This window comes from Enterobacteriaceae bacterium Kacie_13, assembly GCA_013457415.1.
In the GTDB taxonomy this organism is placed as follows: Bacteria; Pseudomonadota; Gammaproteobacteria; order Enterobacterales; family Enterobacteriaceae; genus Rahnella.
Map to the genome: position 1 here is coordinate 3,526,957 of CP045665.1, position 18,187 is coordinate 3,545,143.

The 18,187-nt window shown below is 56.5% G+C and carries 13 protein-coding genes; 7 read left to right on the plus strand and 6 right to left on the minus strand.

The genetic code is table 11. From position 1 onward, the window contains the following. Positions 1-69 precede the first annotated feature (69 nt). Together cspA and GE278_16070 are read right to left on the minus strand one after the other, a co-directional pair. Positions 70-282 (minus strand): RNA chaperone/antiterminator CspA, encoded by a 213-nt coding sequence (cspA, locus tag GE278_16065; GenBank protein QLK62197.1) that lies wholly within the window; start codon positions 280-282, stop codon positions 70-72. 374 nt (positions 283-656) lie between these two features. Then, complete coding sequence (locus tag GE278_16070; protein QLK62198.1) at positions 657-1,772, minus strand: DUF1615 family protein; 1,116 nt, start codon at positions 1,770-1,772, stop codon at positions 657-659. Positions 1,773-1,906: 134 nt separating this feature from the next. On the opposite strand from GE278_16070, the gene GE278_16075 reads away from it, so the two are divergent. Together GE278_16075 and GE278_16080 are read left to right on the plus strand one after the other, a co-directional pair. Beyond that, positions 1,907-2,632, plus strand: a complete 726-nt coding sequence (locus GE278_16075) for a DUF3053 family protein (protein QLK62199.1) — start codon at positions 1,907-1,909, stop codon at positions 2,630-2,632. A 91-nt stretch (positions 2,633-2,723) separates the two neighbouring features. Next, a complete protein-coding gene (locus GE278_16080) occupies positions 2,724-2,996 on the plus strand; it encodes a hypothetical protein (GenBank protein QLK62200.1) in 273 nt (90 codons plus the stop codon). Positions 2,997-3,062: 66 nt separating this feature from the next. On the opposite strand, the gene GE278_16085 is transcribed toward GE278_16080, so the two are convergent. Next, complete coding sequence (locus GE278_16085; GenBank protein QLK62201.1) at positions 3,063-3,974, minus strand: LysR family transcriptional regulator; 912 nt, start codon at positions 3,972-3,974, stop codon at positions 3,063-3,065. A 115-nt stretch (positions 3,975-4,089) separates the two neighbouring features. On the opposite strand from GE278_16085, the gene GE278_16090 reads away from it, so the two are divergent. The 3 genes from GE278_16090 (at position 4,090) to GE278_16100 (ending at position 6,019) form a co-directional block, all read left to right on the plus strand. Further along, a complete protein-coding gene (locus GE278_16090) occupies positions 4,090-5,334 on the plus strand; it encodes an MFS transporter (protein QLK62202.1) in 1,245 nt (414 codons plus the stop codon). 289 nt (positions 5,335-5,623) lie between these two features. Beyond that, the gene (locus GE278_16095) at positions 5,624-5,731 is read left to right on the plus strand and encodes a hypothetical protein (protein QLK62203.1); all 108 of its coding nucleotides are present in this window, start codon (positions 5,624-5,626) and stop codon (positions 5,729-5,731) included. A 45-nt stretch (positions 5,732-5,776) separates the two neighbouring features. After that, a complete protein-coding gene (locus GE278_16100) occupies positions 5,777-6,019 on the plus strand; it encodes a hypothetical protein (GenBank protein QLK62204.1) in 243 nt (80 codons plus the stop codon). 17 nt (positions 6,020-6,036) lie between these two features. On the opposite strand, the gene recD is transcribed toward GE278_16100, so the two are convergent. Genes recD through recC form a run of 3 tightly spaced genes read right to left on the minus strand, consistent with a single transcriptional unit; the run spans position 6,037 to position 15,241 of the window. Then, complete coding sequence (gene recD / locus GE278_16105; GenBank protein QLK62205.1) at positions 6,037-8,091, minus strand: exodeoxyribonuclease V subunit alpha; 2,055 nt, start codon at positions 8,089-8,091, stop codon at positions 6,037-6,039. Continuing rightward, positions 8,088-11,786: an exodeoxyribonuclease V subunit beta gene (recB, locus tag GE278_16110; GenBank protein ID QLK62206.1), complete on the minus strand. Its 3,699-nt coding sequence runs from the start codon at positions 11,784-11,786 to the stop codon at positions 8,088-8,090. Before recB ends, recD begins: the two co-directional genes overlap by 4 nt. After that, a complete protein-coding gene (gene recC / locus GE278_16115) occupies positions 11,783-15,241 on the minus strand; it encodes an exodeoxyribonuclease V subunit gamma (protein QLK62207.1) in 3,459 nt (1,152 codons plus the stop codon). Before recC ends, recB begins: the two co-directional genes overlap by 4 nt. Positions 15,242-15,587: 346 nt before the next feature. On the opposite strand from recC, the gene GE278_16120 reads away from it, so the two are divergent. Both GE278_16120 and GE278_16125 read left to right on the plus strand, forming a co-directional pair. Further along, positions 15,588-17,012 (plus strand): ShlB/FhaC/HecB family hemolysin secretion/activation protein, encoded by a 1,425-nt coding sequence (locus tag GE278_16120; GenBank protein QLK62208.1) that lies wholly within the window; start codon positions 15,588-15,590, stop codon positions 17,010-17,012. Continuing rightward, on the plus strand, positions 16,879-18,006 hold the full coding sequence (locus GE278_16125) for a hypothetical protein (protein QLK62209.1): 1,128 nt from the start codon (positions 16,879-16,881) through the stop codon (positions 18,004-18,006). Before GE278_16120 ends, GE278_16125 begins: the two co-directional genes overlap by 134 nt. The last annotated feature ends 181 nt before the right edge of the window (positions 18,007-18,187 follow it).

Consider the following 18,187-nt stretch of genomic DNA (forward strand, 5'->3'; position numbering starts at 1 on the left):
ATTCCTGTCTGCTCCGGGTTTAACCCATCTTCGCTATTGCAGGTGATTTGCCTTCAATATCAGGCGACATTACAGAACGACAACGTTACCCGCTGAAGGGCCTTTCTGGCCTTGTTCGATGGTGAACTCTACGTTCTGACCTTCGTCCAGGGTTTTGAAATCATTGCTCTGGATTGCAGAGAAGTGTACGAACACATCTTTGCTGCCGTCTGCAGGGCTAATGAAACCGAAACCTTTACCAGCGTCGAACCATTTTACTAAACCAGTCATTTTAGTAGACATAGGAAATACCTTCTTTTTTATTTTATGATGCCATAGGGCAATATAGGTCTGTTTTTATTTGAAATACTTATGGATGCATCAGAGAAGGAAATTCGTCGGAGAAAGGATTTGCTATATCACTTGAACCAGGAACTGCTTTACTAAATGTCTTACATAAATAGGTCTTAACCACAAACCGTTGACGCTATTTACACACAGCAGGATTTATTAAGCAAGCCTTTATTTCAACGCAATTCTGTTTATCGCCTTTATATTTGTTAATGGAATAACCCGCAGGGCACGCAGGGCGGCGGCTGTAGCCTGATTAAAAAAGAATTAAGCCTGCCGGATTCAGACAGGCATTAAGACGATTCTCACCGTGACAGGAATGAATCTCAGCGCGCCGTGGCTCTTTTAACGCAATCGGCGCGGCGTCCGTCGACCCGTTTGGCGAACCATGCGGTGGTCAGCGTGCGGGTTATCTTCGGACTTTCCAGTGTGATCCCCGGTAGCATCTCGCGTGGCTGACGCTTCCCGGTAGTTTTATCCGCCAGCGTAAACACCTGTTTATAGAGTTTAGTGTCTTCGAACTCCAGCTGTTCGCCCTTCTCCAGCGCCTTGCGGATAGCCGAATGGCTGATATCCAGACGTTTGCTCAGGGTACGTACCGCCAGCTCGGTGCTACCCGGTTTATCGGTGCCGTAGTTGATGAGGTCACCATCCAGCGCCAGCGGAATGCCCGAGGCCTTACTGACCGCACTCTGGAACGCGGCGTTGCGGCTGGCATACCAGCCCGCATTGAAGTCCGCGAAGCGGTACAGCGGCTGAGAGTAATTCGCCGGATAACCCAGCAGATGTTTCACGCCGAAATACACGCCGCCGCGACGGCTGAACACTTCATTACGTATCGAGCCGTCCACCGGATATGGATAGCCTTTGGCATTCTGCTCGGCAAACGCGATGCTGACCTGCATCGGGCCGCCAGTATGCACCGGGTTCAGATTGCCAAACAACTTCTGCCCCATCGGCACCATATCGATAAAATCATCGAAAATCGCGCTCAGCTGCTTCTCAGTTTTCACGTTATCCAGCCGCTCGCTGTAGGATTTACCATTCGGCGATTTCAGCAGCAGTGCGGTGTGTACCAGGAAATTCGGTACATGAACCGCATCTGCCCGGCGGTCGATCTCTTTCCAGGCAATTTTTCCAAGCCCTGGCACCGGCGCGTCTGCGTTGAAGTTAGATTCCTGCTGCGCTACCGCCAGCACCGAGCAGATATTCTCGGTGGTCGGCGCGATGCCCTGCGCTGAAAACGCGGCGGCAATGTCCGTCGCCCAGCCCTTGCGATCCGGCGCAGTGGAAGGCATCAGCCGCACTATCTCCGCCCTGGTGTCCTGCGGATTTTTCACCGGCGCATCATTTTTCTTATTCGATGTACACCCGGCGAGTGTCAAAATTGCCAGTATGCCGAGCGTGCGGTGTGTGGAAAATCGCTTACCGTTCAAAATCATACATTTCCTGAAGAGGGAGTTACGTGTGTGCTTTCGTGACGTTAACTAAGATAAGCGCGGCTTTCTAGTTAAAATTTCGGCTTTTTACGCTAAGGTTAATCTTCTGAATATGGAGCAAAAGGAGCAAGGAATCTATGCAATACGCGATCAGAACCTCTCATTTCAACCGCACTTTCCTGATGCCATTGATGCTACTGATGATGATTTTTGCCGTCAGTGGCTGTGGTGATAAAGAGCCTGCACAGCGCAAAGCGTTTATGGATTTCCTCCAGTCGCGCATTCTCGACAAACAGGTGCTGGCCGTGCCGCAGCTGTCTGAAGCAGAGAAAAAACAGTTCGGCGATTACAGCAAAGATTACGCGATCATCACCGGGTTCCATCACCAGATGAACACGGAGCTGGATTCCTCGCTGGTGCCGGTATTTGCCGGTATGAACGGCGTCAACAGCGTCAATGCGCTGGTCGAACAGCGTGATGATCTGAAGAAGATGGCCGACAGCAGCCTGAACTGGAAAGAGAAAATTATCACGCTGAGAACGCAGGCGGATACCCAGCGCGCGGCGCTGAAGCAACCGGATGATCTGAAAAAGGTTTACGATCAGGCTTACGAGAAAACGGTGGTGAAACCGTCTGAAATCACCGAACAGGTTTTTGATCTGCTGCCGCAGGTATTGAATCTTATCGTCGCCAAAGCCGACTTTATCAAAAGTCAGGGGAAAAACGTCACCATTACCGGCAACCGGCTGCAATTTGCCAGCCAGAAACAGCTGGATAAATACAACGCGATCCAGCAACAGCTGGTACCACTGAACGCCCAGCTGATGCAGCTCAGCCGCCAGATGCAGCAAATGGTACGCTAAACCACCACCCGAACGTTCAGACCGTCGCAAGGCGGTTTTTTCATGGCGGCGCTTTTGTTATGGTGTGCGGCACTTAACTAAGGAGATACCGATGAGTGACGAAATTCTTGCCAAACGCGTCGATCAGCTTGAGCGCGTAAACCGTGAACTTCTGGTACAAATTTCCGCGATGCGCCTGTTATTCGGCAGCGTGGGTAACGTGCTCAATGCCAGCCAGGAAAATGCCTTCACCGTAGCCGTCAATCAGGCGCTGGAAGCCAACCGCGCAGATGTCGCTAATCAGACGGATCTGGATGAGGCCTCACGCAAATTCCGGGAAGACGTCTTCAAATGCACCGAGTCGCTGCTGCCGGGCAGCCGTTAATTGGTGATAACGACAAAAGGCTCATAAACACGGTGAGCCTTTTTGTTTTCCCCCTTCAGATGCCCTCTATATATTCGGGCACACCAGCGCCAGCTCCGCCTTTTCCGGGAACAGTCTTTCGCTGATAAAATCGATAAATACCCGAAGCTTAGGCGTCATATAACCGCCCGATGGCCACAGGATATAAAAATCTGCGCTGCGACTGATATGCTCGTCCAGTACGGTCACCAGTTGCCCACGTGCCAGTTCCTTGCGAACGCTGAAATCCGGCAGGCAGGTGATGCCCAGCCCCTGCACCGAAAAACAAAGACGCGTTTCTATGTTATTGCATACCATTGACACTGGCAGTGCGACATCCACATGCGCCGGAATCGGCCACGGCTCCAGTTTACCGCTGTTGGGATAACGAAAATGCAGGCAGCGATGCGTCAGTAAATCCTGCGGTTCACGCGGCGTACCGTGCCCGGCAAAGTAGGCCGGAGAGCCGACCAGCAAATGATGAAACGTGCCAAGCTTACGCATCGACAGCCGTGAATCCACCATCTGCCCGGTGCGCACCACCGCATCAAACCCCTCTTCCACCACATCGACCACTCGATCGGTGAAGTCCAGATCCAGTTCGATGTCCGGATAGCGACGCATAAACTCACCGAGCACCGGCAGCAGCAGCGTGCTGACCAGCGGCAGACTCATGCGCAGTCGGCCTCGCGGGCTTTCCGACAGCTGCGACAACTCGCTTTCCGCAGCTTCCAGCTCCGCGACAATCCTGCGACTGCGTTCAAGAAACAGGGCACCTTCCGCCGTCAGCGTGACGCTGCGGGTGCTGCGGTGAAAAAGACGCACCTTCAGCTTGGTTTCCATCCGCGCGATGCTTTTACCCACCGCCGATGCCGACACGCCCAGTATCCGCCCTGCCGCGACGAAACTGCGGGTTTCAGCGACATGCACAAACACATTCAGACTGCTCAGACTTTCCACCGCCACCTCCAATTACGGACACCAACGTCCGCATACTCTGGAAATCTACCCTACTTTTTCCGCACCAGGGAGATCTCTATTGTTACCCGACACATTCTTTCATTGAGAAATCACTATGAATTCACCCCAGTCCGCCTCGCCGTTGCCGTTTTCCGCCCTGCTGGCGATGGCGATGACCGGTTTTATCGGCATCATGACCGAAACGCTGCCCGCCGGGTTATTGCCGCAGATTGCCGAGGGACTTAACGTTTCCCAGGCAATGGCCGGGCAGCTAATCACCCTTTACGCCGCGGGTTCGCTGATGGCAGTCATTCCGCTGGCGGCGGTGACACGCGGCTGGAACCGCCGCACGGCGCTGCTGACGGCAATCCTCGGTTTTCTGGTGTTTAATACCCTCACCACCTTTTCGACAAATTATCTCCTGACGCTGTTTGCCCGCTGGATGGCCGGTGCGGCTGCCGGTCTGGCATGGGGATTACTGGCAGGCTACGCGAGACGCATGGTGCCGGTGCATCAGCAGGGGCGCGCGCTGTCGGTGGCGATGCTCGGTGCGCCGGTGGCGCTGTCCGTCGGCGTACCGCTCGGCACCTGGATGGGCACCTTGCTCGGCTGGCGAATGGCGTTTGGCGTCATGTCCGCTATTACGTTGGTGCTGGTCGTATGGGTGATACGCAAAGTCCCAGATTATCCTGGACAGGCGGCCGGACAGCGTCAGTCGCTGCGTCACGTGATAATGATGCCGGGCGTGCGCAGCATACTGGCAGTGATCTTATTGTGGATGCTGACGCACAATCTGCTTTATACCTACATTGTGCCGTTCCTTGCCCTCTCCGGTCTTGCAGAACGTGCCGATCAGATCCTGCTGGTATTCGGCATCGGCGCCCTGGCGGGTATCGGTTTCACCGGTATGCAGGTGGATAAACGCCTGCGGAAAACCCTGCTGGCCAGCCTTGCGCTGTTTGCGCTGATTTCCCTCGGGCTGGCACTCGACGGCCATTCGCCGCTGATGGTTACGCTGTGCGTCGCCATCTGGGGGCTGACTTTCGGCGGCGCGGCGACGTTACTGCAAACAGCCATCGCAGACGCTACCGGCGAACAGGGCGATATGGCGCAATCGCTGGTTGTGGTGTCGTGGAATCTGGCGATTGCGGGCGGCGGCTTATCCGGCGGCATTCTGCTTAATACCGCCGGGATCGGCATTTTCCCGTGGGCGATGCTGATTCTGTTGCTGGCCGCGCTGATTATCGCCTGGTGCGCGAAACGTCACGGTTTTAAGCCGGGTGCGCGATATGCAGAAAATCCTAAGGATCCGGTCGCGGAGGGACAGGATCAAAGTTTCGCATCGTCTGAGCGGGTATAATTTCCTAAACCCTTTCAGAACCAAACGCCTGAAACCTCCTCAGAGTCAGCACTTTCTGATAGAGTAAAAAACAGGCAATGCAAAGACGATGAGATCCATGGAAGCCCAAAAGAAAGCCGCTATAATTTTGACTGTACTTGCCGCAACGGCCTTACTACTGGTGGCTTTCGAGTGGCTCGCCGATCAGACCGTTCCCGAATTAAAGGAACATGTTGTTCACTACGTTGACCGGCACATCACCGGTTAACGTGGATTTAATAACACCTAAGCTCAATACAGGGAGGATCCGATGGTCACCAAAAGGATGATGAGTAAACACTGGAAGATGGTCGTCGTGTTGCTGTGCATCTGCGGCGGCCTGCTGTTACTCCGCTGGGCGGCCATGATTTGGGGTTGAGCTGATATTGTTAGCGATACTATTTTGAGTTAAGTTGACGCCCCTATGAAGACCCCAAAACCGCGTCGTCCCCACGGGCGATGGACCTATTACATTATGTACGAAGACATTCTGTGGCCCTGCCCGGTTCGCTGGGAGTGGGAGAATGGCTACGGCGGCTGGCTGCCCTTTTACTATTCTCCGACGCTGGAATTTGTCGCCGGGGATCCGCTCAAAGCCACCAAAGTGCCCGGTTCCAAAACCCGGCCCCCCGTTAAAACCTCCCGCATCCCTCAGTACGATTACTGATCCGGCCGTTCTGGCGATCACAGGGTTTCAATCAATCCGCTGGCCCGCAATACCCTGCGCTGTACCGCGTCAGGCAGCACCGCATTCATTCCTCCGACACAGCCTAAACTGAACCAGTGACGTGCACGGGTAATGCCGGTGTAAATCAGTTCACGGGTGAGGATAGGACTGAGATTTTCCGGCAGCAACAACGCGGTATGGGTGAATTCCGACCCCTGCGATTTATGCACCGTCATTGCGAACACGGTTTCCACCGCCTGCAACCGGCCTGGCATCACCCAGCGGATACTCTGAGTGCCGTCGCCAGCCAGAAAGGCCACGCGCGATACCCACACCGTCGATCCATCCGCCAGTGTTTGTGGGATTTGCAACGTAATTCCGATATCGCCGTTCATCAGCCGCTGGCCGTAATCATTGCGCGTCACCAGCACCGGACGCCCCGGATACCAGCCTGCCGCAGCCTCCAGCAGCCCTTCTTTCCATAAAATTTCCGCGATACGCAGATTCAGCCCTTCAACGCCCCACCGCCCGCCGCGTAAGGCGCACAGCAGCTGGAACTGGCTGTAGGCCAGCAGCACTTTGGTTGCCCAGCGGTTGAAGGCGTCGATCGTTTCGTGAATTTCCGGCCGCTCATTTTTCACCACGGTCAGATAATGGCGATAACCAACCGGCGGCGGGACGCTGTTGCGCGCCGTGTCGGCAGGAAACTGCCCGGCTGCACCATTAACCACCCAGTCGCGCAGCGCCAGATCGTCGGCTGCGCTGAGCGTCAGCTGCGCCAGATCGCCGTAACCCTGCTTCCACACCTGCTTCAGCGCTTTGACGTCACCTTCGTTGACCGCTTCCGCCAGTCGTCCTATGCCGCTTTGCGCATCGAAACGGTAGCTGTGACGCAACATCACCACCGCCTGATCCATCGCCGTTCCGTGTGCATCGACCAATGCCTCCGGGATGTTCTCCCCGGTCACGCTTTCCAGCCAGTCACGGGTTTGCGGCAGATAATGCCCCCCCGCCGCACGCTGGCACAGTTCGCTCAGCAACGCGCCCGCTTCCACCGACGCCAGCTGATCTTTATCGCCGAGCAGAATCAGGCGCGCCTGCTCCGGCAACGCTGCCAGCAGCGCGGCCATCATTTCCAGATCGACCATCGATGCTTCGTCGACCACCAGCACATCGAGCATCAGCGGATTGCCGGGATGATGGCGGAAGTGCCGCGTGTCCGGACGGCTGCCGAGCAGGCGGTGCAGCGTCACCACGTCAGTATTAATGCTGTCGCGCACGTCATCGCCGTTGCCGAGCGCGGTGAGATCCAGTACAGAGACTGCACCGGCAATTGATTCATTGAGCCGCGCCGCCGCCTTACCGGTCGGTGCCGCCAGACGGATACGCAGGGGCTGGCCATTGTCTTCCAGCGCCAGCGCTTGCAGCAACGCCAGCAGGCGTACCACGGTGGTGGTTTTGCCGGTGCCGGGGCCGCCGGTCACAATGCTGAACGCACTGCCCGCCGCCAGCGCACAGGCCAGTTTCTGCCAGTTAGCCTGACCGGTATTGCCCGTAGCAGGAAACAACGCATCGAGCGTTGCGCGCAGAGGTGCCACCGGCAATGCGTCCGGCTGACTGCGCGCCAGACGTTGTTCAATCGCCCCGCGCACGTCCTGTTCATACTGCCAGTAACGGCGCAGATAAAGGCGGTGACCAATAAGCACCAGCGGTGAATTTCCCATTCCGTTGCCCACCAGTTGCGGATGCACCAGCGCCGCCATCCATTCCGTCAGGCTGAGATTTTCCAACACTGCCGCCGGGCGGATCACCGCGCCGTCAGCATGATCACCCTCCGGCGGCAGCGAAAGCGAAAAGGCGCTGTCGGCAAGGGTAGCCTGCAAATCCAGACACACATGGCCGCGACCGAGCTGATAGCTGGTCAGCGCCGTCGCCAGCAGAAGCAGCGGATGCGCGTCCGGTGACGCTTTCGCCAGAAACGTGACCAGTGCACGATCCAGCTCCCGCAGCCAGCCGCACCCGACCCAGCTTGCCAGCAGGTGCGTGATATCTTCACGGCTGTTGATTTTCATGCGCGTTTCTCCTGATTGCCGCTAAACAGCAGGTCGAGTTCATCCATTAAAGCTTTATCCGGTCGCTGCACGCAGACGCCGTTACCGGCCGCATGGCTGCCGCGCAGGAATAAATACACCGCGCCACCGATATGACGGTCGTAATCGTAATCCGCCAGACGGGATTTCAGCAGGCGATGCAGCGCGAACAGGTACAGTGTAAATTGCAGATCGTAGCGGTGATCCAACATCGACTGTGTCATAGATGCATGGTCATAGCCGCTGGCGTCGCCACCCAGCCAGTTGGATTTGTAGTCGAGCACGTAATAACGTCCGTCGTGTTCAAACACCAGATCGATAAAACCTTTCAGCATTCCGTTAAGATCTTCCGCCAGTAACGGTGCGCGTTCTGCACCGTCCAGCGTGTATTGCGATACCAGCTTATCAAGGCGGCGGGTCGATACCTGCGTCAGCGAGAACCAGAACTCCATCTCCACCTGATAAGGCGGCAGTCCGGCCAGCGTAAACGCATCCCTGCCCGGCAGCGGTAACGGCTGCGTCAGCAGGGAAGTCAGCCATGCGGTCAGGGGTGCAATCCATTTCTCCCAGCCGCGCGTATTACAGCGCCGGGCTACCTGATCGGTGATTTTTTCCGGCTCCGCCGCCAGTGCGGCAAATCCTTCGTCCCCCGCCCATTCCAGCAAACCGTGCAGGAAATTACCCGGTGCCGGGCCACGCGGAAACGCATACAGATCCGCGCCGGTCATCGGCTGAGACAAGTTTGCCGGCGGTTCGATATCCTCCAGCCCTGTCGTCTCTAAGTTCTTGTTTTCAAGATAGGTATCCTGCGCGGCGCTTTCGATTTCAACCGGCGGCTCCCGCGTCACCACTTCAGGGGCGATATAGGTGCCAGCGGGTGCAATTTGCAGGCCGGAGAAACTCGAGACCCACCAGCGCGGTGCTTTGTGCGTGCGCAGCGGCGGGCGCGGACCAAGCGCAGGCAGCGCCTGTTCATTACGGAACACCGCGCCGTCCGGTACAGGCAGCGGCCATGCACGGATATTCGCCGTTTCCAGCGCCTGTAAACTGGCAGGCAGCGCGTCGGCCTCGATAGCGTCTCCTCCATGGATAAGGTAGCCGGGAGCACTCTTTTCAAACTCTTTCAGCGGTGCCATGCCGAGCCACAACGCGTAACGCGAGCGGGTAAGGGCGACGTAAAACTTACGCAGATCTTCGCCCAGCCGTTCGCGGTCGGCGAGAGCCAGCTGATCGTCGGTAGCGCTTAATGCCACTTCCAGCTCACCCTCCGGCGTGTGCCATTTCAGCGGAGAGTCCTGTTTTTTTACCGCGCGGAAGGCGCAGGCAAACGGCAGGAACACCAGCGGATATTCCAGCCCTTTTGATTTATGCACCGTCACTACTTTCACCAGTTCGGCATCGCTTTCCAGCCGCAACTTACGCGCATCCCCGCCCTGATGTTCATCCTGACACTGTTCCGCCAGATAGCGGATCAGCGCGTGCTCGCCGTCGAGCTGCACGCTGGCCTGTTGCAGCAGTTCGGAAAGATGCAGCAGATCGGTCAGCGCGCGTTCATCGCCGCGTCCAAGCAGGCGACGCGGCACATCGAACTCCCACATCAGGCGGCGTAGCATTGGCAGAATACCCTGTTTGCGCCAGCAAATACGGTACTCCTGGAACTGGCGAACGTAGCGATCCCACTCCTGCTCGTCCTGATTCAGGCTGTCGAGCGCTTCCCAGCTTAAATTGAGCGACGGCGTGCCGAGCGCGGCGCGTAGCAAACGATCGTTTTCCGGCGCAGCACAGGCCGCCAGCCAGTACTGCAGTTCGCCCGCCTGCGCACTTTGAAATATTGATTCTTTGTCAGACAGATAAACGCTGCGCACGCCACGTTTGTACAGCGCAGTACGGACAGCCGCGGCTTCACGGCCGGTATTCACCAGCACCGCGATATCACCCGGCATTACCGGTTCCAGCATTTCACCAGGCTGGCCGAAACCGGCAAAACCCTGCTGCCCGAGACGAAGCAGGCGAACGATTTCCGTCGCACAGCCGTCGGACATCACCTGGATGTACTGCGTTTTCGGCAGCGCTTCAGCCTGATTTTCCGGATACCACAATGTCATGGCGGCTGCTTCGGCGTCGTCAATCACCAGCGTATCGGCGCGCCCTTTGGCTTCCACCAGCAAGAACGGCACCTGATTCTCATCGCCCCGGCGGAACAGAAAAGCGCCCTCGCCGGATTTACGATTTTCTGCAAGCCCGAAGACTTCATTAACCGCAGCCACCATCCCGCGTGTAGAACGGAAATTAGTCGCCAGTGTGTAGTGGCGTCCGCCGGTGTCGCGGCGGGCGCGCAGATAGGTATAAATGTCAGCGCCACGGAAGGCATAAATCGCCTGTTTTGGATCGCCGATCAGGATCAGCCCTTGCTGCGGCGAGTTTTGCGCCACGCGGTAAACGGTGTCGAAAATGCGATATTGCAGCGGATCTGTATCCTGAAATTCGTCGATCATCGCTACCGGGAACTGAGTGCGGATAATCTCCGCCAGTCGTTCACCATTGTCGCTGCGCAGCGCGGCATCAAGACGGGTCAGCAAATCATTGAAACCCATCTGGGCACGCTTTTTCTGTTCGGCGTCGAAGCGGTTTTCTATCCAGCGGCAGGCGTGTTGAAGCAAACCGCTGCGGGCATCCGGCAGATTTTCCAGCCGCGCTTTGAGGGTTTCCATGGCGGTCAGCGCCGGATGCGCGGGCGGCTCGCCCTGCTTCCAGCATTCCTCAAGGCCAGCGCGTGTAAGCCGCTCCCAGCCTTTGTTTAAATCCGGTTTGATCTCATCCGTCGTCGCCCAGGTGTACAGTTTCTCCAGCCACGGATTGAAGAACCGCGCCTGAATCTTTTTACCATCCACCGCTTTCGCCGCCACCGCGCCTTCGAGAAGAGTGCGTAGTTCCTGCGTCCACTCCGGCCAGCCCTGTTTCAGCGCCGCCAGCTCTGCCGCTTTCTGCTGGCTGACCGTTTCGAAGACCTTAGCGGGTGTTTCGTCGCAACCCAGTTCTTCGGCATATTCCAGCAGCGGCGCAACCTTGCTGTGCAACTCTTCCGGCGTCCGCCACTCTGCGCGCAGCGTGCGGATATCGGATTCCGGCAACGCGAAATAGAAGCTGCGCCAGTAGTCGCGTACCACCTCCATCAGCAGTTCGGTTTGATCGGTTTCTAATGTCTGGGTAAACAGGCTGTCACTGTCGAACGCGTGCTCGCCGAGCATGCGGTTACACCATCCGTGGATGGTGGAGACCGCCGATTCGTCCATCCATTCCGCCGCCAGTTGCAGCTTGCGTGAACAGCCTGGCCACTGTTCGGGCGAATATTCAGCACGCAGCGTTTGCAAGAAATCGTCGCCGCCTGAGGCTGCGCCACCAAAATCTAAAAAGTATTCCGCTGCCTGCGACAGACGCGCACGGATACGGTCGCGCAGCTCTTTGGTGGCAGCATCGGTGAAGGTTACCACCAGAATTTCAGGCGGCGTCAGCGGACGACTGAAAGCGTTGTCGCCGCCATGGCCGAGCACCAGCCGCACATACATTGCGGCAATGGTAAAGGTTTTCCCGGTACCGGCGCTGGCTTCAATCAGGCGGCTGCCGGTCAGCGGAAAATTCAGCACATTCAGGGCCGAGGGCACAGTGCGATCCATCATTCCTTGCCTCCTTTCTTACTGCGGGAAAGATGATTAAGAAGCGGTGCCAGCAGTGAACCCGCAAGCCGGGCGAATTCACCGTCGGACCAGAGCGTCACGAAATCTGGCCATGCGCGTGCCAGATAACGGTTGCTGTCGCGATCACCGAATTTCATGTTGGCCGGATCGTGATTTTCATAAGCATCCCGCGCCGCAAACCACGCATCGCTGTCCAGGGCACTATGTTCATTGCCATCCTTTTTCAGCCAGACGAACGCCGTTTTCACGGCCAGCGGCAGAGGTCGTAATTGCCCCTGCTGCCAGGCTTCGACCAACGTTTGCCACAGCGCTTCAGCCTGTGCAACCTCCAGCGGCGGCAGTTCAGCGGTGCCATTTTTACTGACGATAATGCTGTGCATCGGGTGACCGTTCAGGTGCCCGGCCAAATGCGCCACCCAGTAAGGCAGCAGTTTGTCGAACCGGTAGCTGCGCTCTTTGGTCATCAGACCACCGCTTTCGAGCACCACACGCGCACGCTCCCCGTTGTGGTTCGTCCGCAGATCGCCGAGCCAGTCGGAGACATTCACCCCGCCGATATCAGTCGACAGTGCTTCGTTGCCCAATGCCAGTGGCCACGCCTCAAGCACCTGCTGATAGCTGGCGAAAAGTTTGTCCATCGGTTCGGCAAGATCCTCACTGAGCACCGCCGCAAATTCGCCCGGAGCCAGTTCCCCCCGCCGTTCAATGCGATCCAGCTGCTGGCGCAAGACGTCCTGACGCGAAACGCCTGCCTCCAGCGCCCGCTTCTGCGCACGGATCAGTTCGTCTTGCAAACGCCAGTTTTCCAGCGTATTCACATCGAAAGGCTCCTGATCTTCGCTCCCCGGATCATCTATCTCAAAATAGATGTTCAGCCGCTGGCGGAAGAAACTGCGTACCGGATCGAGCAGGAAATCCGACAACTGACGCAGCGTCAGCGCACCTTCCTGTTCCAGCGGTTCAAGCGGTGCGAATGCCGTCAACAGCGCGCTGGCGTCCAGCCCGGCGCGCCATTCGTGGGCATAGCTGAACAGTGCGCCGTCTTTCGTGAAGTAATCACGATTGAACGGTTGCAAACGATGTTCGACGGTCAGCGCGTGCAGTAAATCTTTGCCGTCGTTGAGTTTCCAGCCTGCCGCCAGATGGTCGCGCAGCTGTGCCACCAGCACTGACGGTGGCCGCTCAGAGTTATCATGAATGCTGCGGCCAACCCAGCTGATGTGCAGACGCTCGCGCGCAGAAAGCAACGCCTCAAGGAACAGATAGCGGTCATCTTCGCGGCGTGAGCGATCACCCGGACGGTAATCGCGTCCCATCAGGTCGAAATCCATCGGCACGCGGTTACGCGGATAATCGCCGTCATTCATGCCGAGCAGATAAACGTGGCGGAACGGAATGGCGCGCATCGGCATCAGCGTGGCAAACGTGACCGCGCCGCCAAAGAACGGCTGCGTCAGGCCGGACTGGTCGAACTGCGCCAGCCAGTGTTCGCGTACCACTGAAAGCGGGAGTTCGGCCTGCAAATCCACGCTTTCGCAGGCTTCCAGCCAGGTTTCAAGTTCGGTATGCAGACGCACCAGAATAAAACCATCTTCACCATCATCTTCAGCAAAATACTGTGAAAGGATGTCGCGCAGGCGTTCGCCCCACACCGGCGGCGCAGCCGGTTCGCACAGCTGACGCCAGGTTTCATCAAGGCAGTTTAAAAGATGCGACAGCGGGCCAATCAGTGCCGCGTCCAACCCGCCGATTTCATCCAGCGGTTCGATATTCGCCCACGCATCACCGCTGCCGACGGCATAGCCCAGCAGCATCCGTTGCAGGCCGAAGAACCAGCTGTTTTGCTCCGGCGACAGCGGCAGCCCGAGGCTCTGACGTTGTTCAGCATGCAGCCCCCAGCGTACGTTGGCGGCGCTTATCCAGCGGTGCAGCAGTGGTAACTGTTCTTCTTCGATACCAAACCGCTCGCGCACCGACGGCACGTCGAGCAAATCCAGCAAATCGCTGACCGCTAACCGCGACTGCGGCAAATTCAGCAGTCGTTCCAGTGCACCCAGCAGCGAGTTATTTTGACGTGGCCCCTGATCGGCGACGGTGAACGGGATATAGCGCGGATCGCTGCGCCCCATCAGGCCAAATACCGCCTGAATATGCGGCGCATAGCCGTTGATGTCCGGCACCATCACGATAATGTCGCGTGCCTTCAGCGTCGGGTCCGCTGCCAGCGCGGCCAGCAGCCTGTCGTGCAGTACTTCCACTTCGCGCTGGGCGCTGTGAGTAATGTAAAAACGCAGGGAATCATCCTGCACATCCAGCAGGGGCCAGTGATCTTTGGTTTCCGCCAGCGGGCGTAGCTGCAAAATATCTTCCTGCAACTGGTGTAAAAGCGTATCGGTACCGTTCGAGGTGAAGAGATCGATGCGCGGGATCACCGGCGCGAGCTGCGCAGCATAGGATTCGTGATTGTCGTATTCATTGAGCAGGCCGATGTAATCACGCCCCTGTTTGCCCCATGCCGCCAGCAGCGGATGGGCATGCTGGTGAAGTTCATCTTCGGCAATCACCTGCGGCATGCCCGGCTTGCGCAGCTGGCGGATGCGTTCAGCACGCAGCAGATCTTTATCGGCGATGATATCGCTCCAGTCATGCTCACAAGGGTTATGTACGCACATAAAGATGTGGGTCCAGCGGCCAAGAACCGCCAGCACTTCGAGAGATTGTTGCGGCAGTGAAGAGATGCCAAAGACGATCAGCCGTGCAGGCAGACCGGCCGGGCGCTCATTTTCCGGGATAGTCAGCGCATGTTGCAGAAAACGCTGATGCAGTGCGGCACGGCTGGTGTTGCGTTCGTTTTCATCAACATCGGCCAGCAGCGCGCGCCACAGTTGCGGTTGCCACAGCAGGTTTTCCGGCAGCGGCTCACTGCCCTGACGGCTGGTGCGCAGCACATCCTGCCCGTTGCCCCAGTCTTCCAGCCAGTCGGCGCGGTACACCTGATACTGATCGAACAAATCCGCCAGACGCTGCGCCAGCTGGTGAAGTTTACGCATGTCGCCGTCGTCTTTTAAGAAACGCGCCAGCGGCGCAAAAACCGGTTCGGTGAGTAACTGAGGCAAAAGGCGAATTAGCCGCCAGGTCAGCAGCGGGCGGTCGAACGGTGAGGATTCCGGCACCTGCTCTTTGCCGAGCACAGCGCGATATACCTGCCAGAAGAAACGTGCGGGCAGTTTGATGTCCAGCGCCGCCGCAATACCGCAGCCGCCTTCGTCAGGATCACGCGCCAGCGCCAGTTTCAGCCACTGATTGATACCGTTGCTTTGCACCAGAATCACTTCATTTTCCAGCGGCGGGAGCGGATGCGCCGCCATCCACGTGATCAGCACATCCCTCAGCGCTTCTGAGTGATTACCGTGTAACACCATCAAACCTGAATTCACGCTCGCATCCCTTGTTATCGCCGGTTGAGGAGAGAGATTTTGCGTTGATTTGGAAAGGATTGGAAGGAAAAGAGGCGGCGACGGCGGGAACTGCCCGTCTGTCTGTGGCGTATAATTATTTATCACGCCTCTAATAACTTACTTAGCTGAATAATTAGTTTTAATTATAAATTTTGTATATACATTCAACTCTTCAATACTTTCTGTTTATTAGAAATAAAAATAGGATTTTCTCTATTTTTAAGAAAACAGCTTTTGTGTAAAAAAAACTTAACTGATATAAAGTCAGTATTAGTGAATCACTACATAACTAAAATAAATGGATTGGTAAATAAGGATATTTGCAGTGAATATTAAATTCGCCTGCTGCGGTCTTTTCCTGGCGGTACTTCCGATACACGCGGCGTTGCTCAGCCCGGCAGACAGGGAAAGTATTGAGCAACAACAAAGAGATCTATTGCAACAGCAGCAAATTCAGCGTGATGAACTGGAAAAAGGTCAGACTATTTCGGAGCCGCCACCCGCACCCACCGATTCTGGCGATCAGCCGTGCTTTACTATTTCCACCATCAATATTCATCAGGCCACACATTTATCAGCCAGTAATCAACAGGCGTTAACGAAACCCTTTATTGGAAAGTGTTTAGGTATTCAAAAAGTCACCTTACTGGTTCAGGAAATATCAGATACATCTATCGAACGCGGGTATATCACCAGCCGGGCCTTTCTCCCCGAGCAGGATCTTTCCCGGGGGGAACTGAATATTATGGTAATGGAAGACAAGCTTGATGAAATTCAGTTAGATAAACGCAGCAATCGTATTTTGGCGATGGCGTTCCCCGGCCTGAAAGGCAAGATCCTTAACTTGCGCGATATTGAGCAAGGCATGGAGCAGATCAACCGCCTGCGCCAGACGCCGGTGCAAATCGAAATTCTCCCCGCCGCACAGCCCGGTTACTCCATCGTTAATCTCACTGCAACGCCGGAGTTTCCTCTTAGCGCCGGAATCGGGTTTGATAACAGCGGACAAAAAAGCACCGGCACAGGCCAGGTGAACGGTTCGCTGACCGCAAATAATCTGTTGGGGATCGCCGATCAGTGGTTCGTCAGCGGCGCGCAAAGCAGCGATTTCTCCAGCAGCCACGATGCCCGCAGTCTGCAGGCTGGTGTAAGCCTGCCCTATGGCTACTGGCTGCTCAATTACAGTTACAGCTATAGCGATTATCTCAGCACCGTGAATTCTCAGGAATTTGGCTGGCGCTCCACCGGTGATTCCCAAACACACCGCATGAACCTTTCGCGAGTTTTGTTTCGCAAGGGTGACATCAAAACTGCCCTCTCAGCAGGCATCAGCCGCAACCTGGGGCGCAACTACCTCAACGATGCGCCACTGGCCAGCAGCAGCCGAAAACTCAGCAACCTCAACGTGGGCATCAACCACAGCCAGAAAATGTTGGGCGGATTGTCCACGCTGAACCCAACGTTCAGCCGGGGCGTGCCATGGCTAGGCGCAGAAGACGATCGGCATAAACCTGAAGACGCCCCCAAAGCGGAGTTCTCCAAATGGTCGCTATCTGGCAGCTACTACGCGCCGGTCAGTCAGAAAGTCACCTTCCTCTCCAGCGCGTCAGGGCGATATGCAGCTCGATGCCAGCGGCAAAATGGCGCTGCGCAACAGCGCAGCTGCCGGCGCACTGGTGGCAAATGCGCAGGAAATGCAGCTTGCTGGCAACCATCATGCGCAGTCGATGACGCTCAGCAGCATCGGTGATATGCAACTGCAAAACGCCACGCTGGCCAGCAACGGTAATCTCAGCGTCACCAGCGGCGGCCTGATACAGACCGTCGGCACTCAACTGACATCGGGTCAGGACGGCCAGTGGCACGGACAACTGACCGCCGGACAGGATGTGCAGCTCACCAGTTCCACTTTCACCCAACAGGGAAAAATTACCGCGAACCGCAACGCTACGTTCAGCGGTAAGCAACTCAGTAATCACGGAGATATCCAGACGCAGGGCAACCTTTCCCTCAATCTGGATATCTTCAATAACACCGGGCAGGCACTGTCCGGCGGTGTGTTGGCGATTTCAGCACAAAATACTGATCTGAGCGGCACCCTCAGCGCTCAGCAAGACCTAACTTTCACGGGCAACTCCCTGCATCTCAACCAGGGTGGGCAACTGCTGGCCGGACAGAAACTGGATCTTACGGCCAGCTCCCTCCGTATAGAGGGTGAAGCAAACGGGGCGCAGAGCATATCGCTCAACTCAGCCCTTTTTACCAGCACGCAAAACAGTGTGCTCACCAGCGATGGCGACATCGTTCTACACCATAACGAGGCCACGATTGACGGGCTGATAGCTGCCAAAGGCACGCTGGCGGCGGGCAACACTCTCCAGGCCAGTACCACCGGCAGTTTCACGCAAAACGGTACGGTGCAGGGACAAAGTGTCGCGCTCAGCAGCACCGGCAGTTTTAGTAATCAGGCCACCCTCACCGGTGGTAACGGCGCGTTCATGATTAACGCGGGCAGCACCATCCAGAGCGACAACGGCAGTTTGCAATCCGGCGGCGACGTCAGCCTGATAAGCCGCGGCGCCATCACCAACAGCGGCCTGCTCTATTCAGCCAGCGATATGACGATGTTCGCCGACCGCATCAGTAACCTGAAAGGCGACATTCTGGCGGGCAACAGCCTGTGGATGATTAAAGACGCCAGCGAAAACGGCGTGAAAAGTGCAGACATAATATTTCCTGAGTGAGTGTAATGACGCGACAATCAAAGTGCCGCCGGAGGATTAACCTGTGGGGTGAGTAGAGTATTTTCCCCGTTTTGGGATAATTCAATCGGTGCTCTCTAAGGCACTGCAGATGCCGGCAAGATGCAGTAAACCGCCTGATATCATGTTATTTTCAGCACCTGATCTGCTTTGTAATACATCG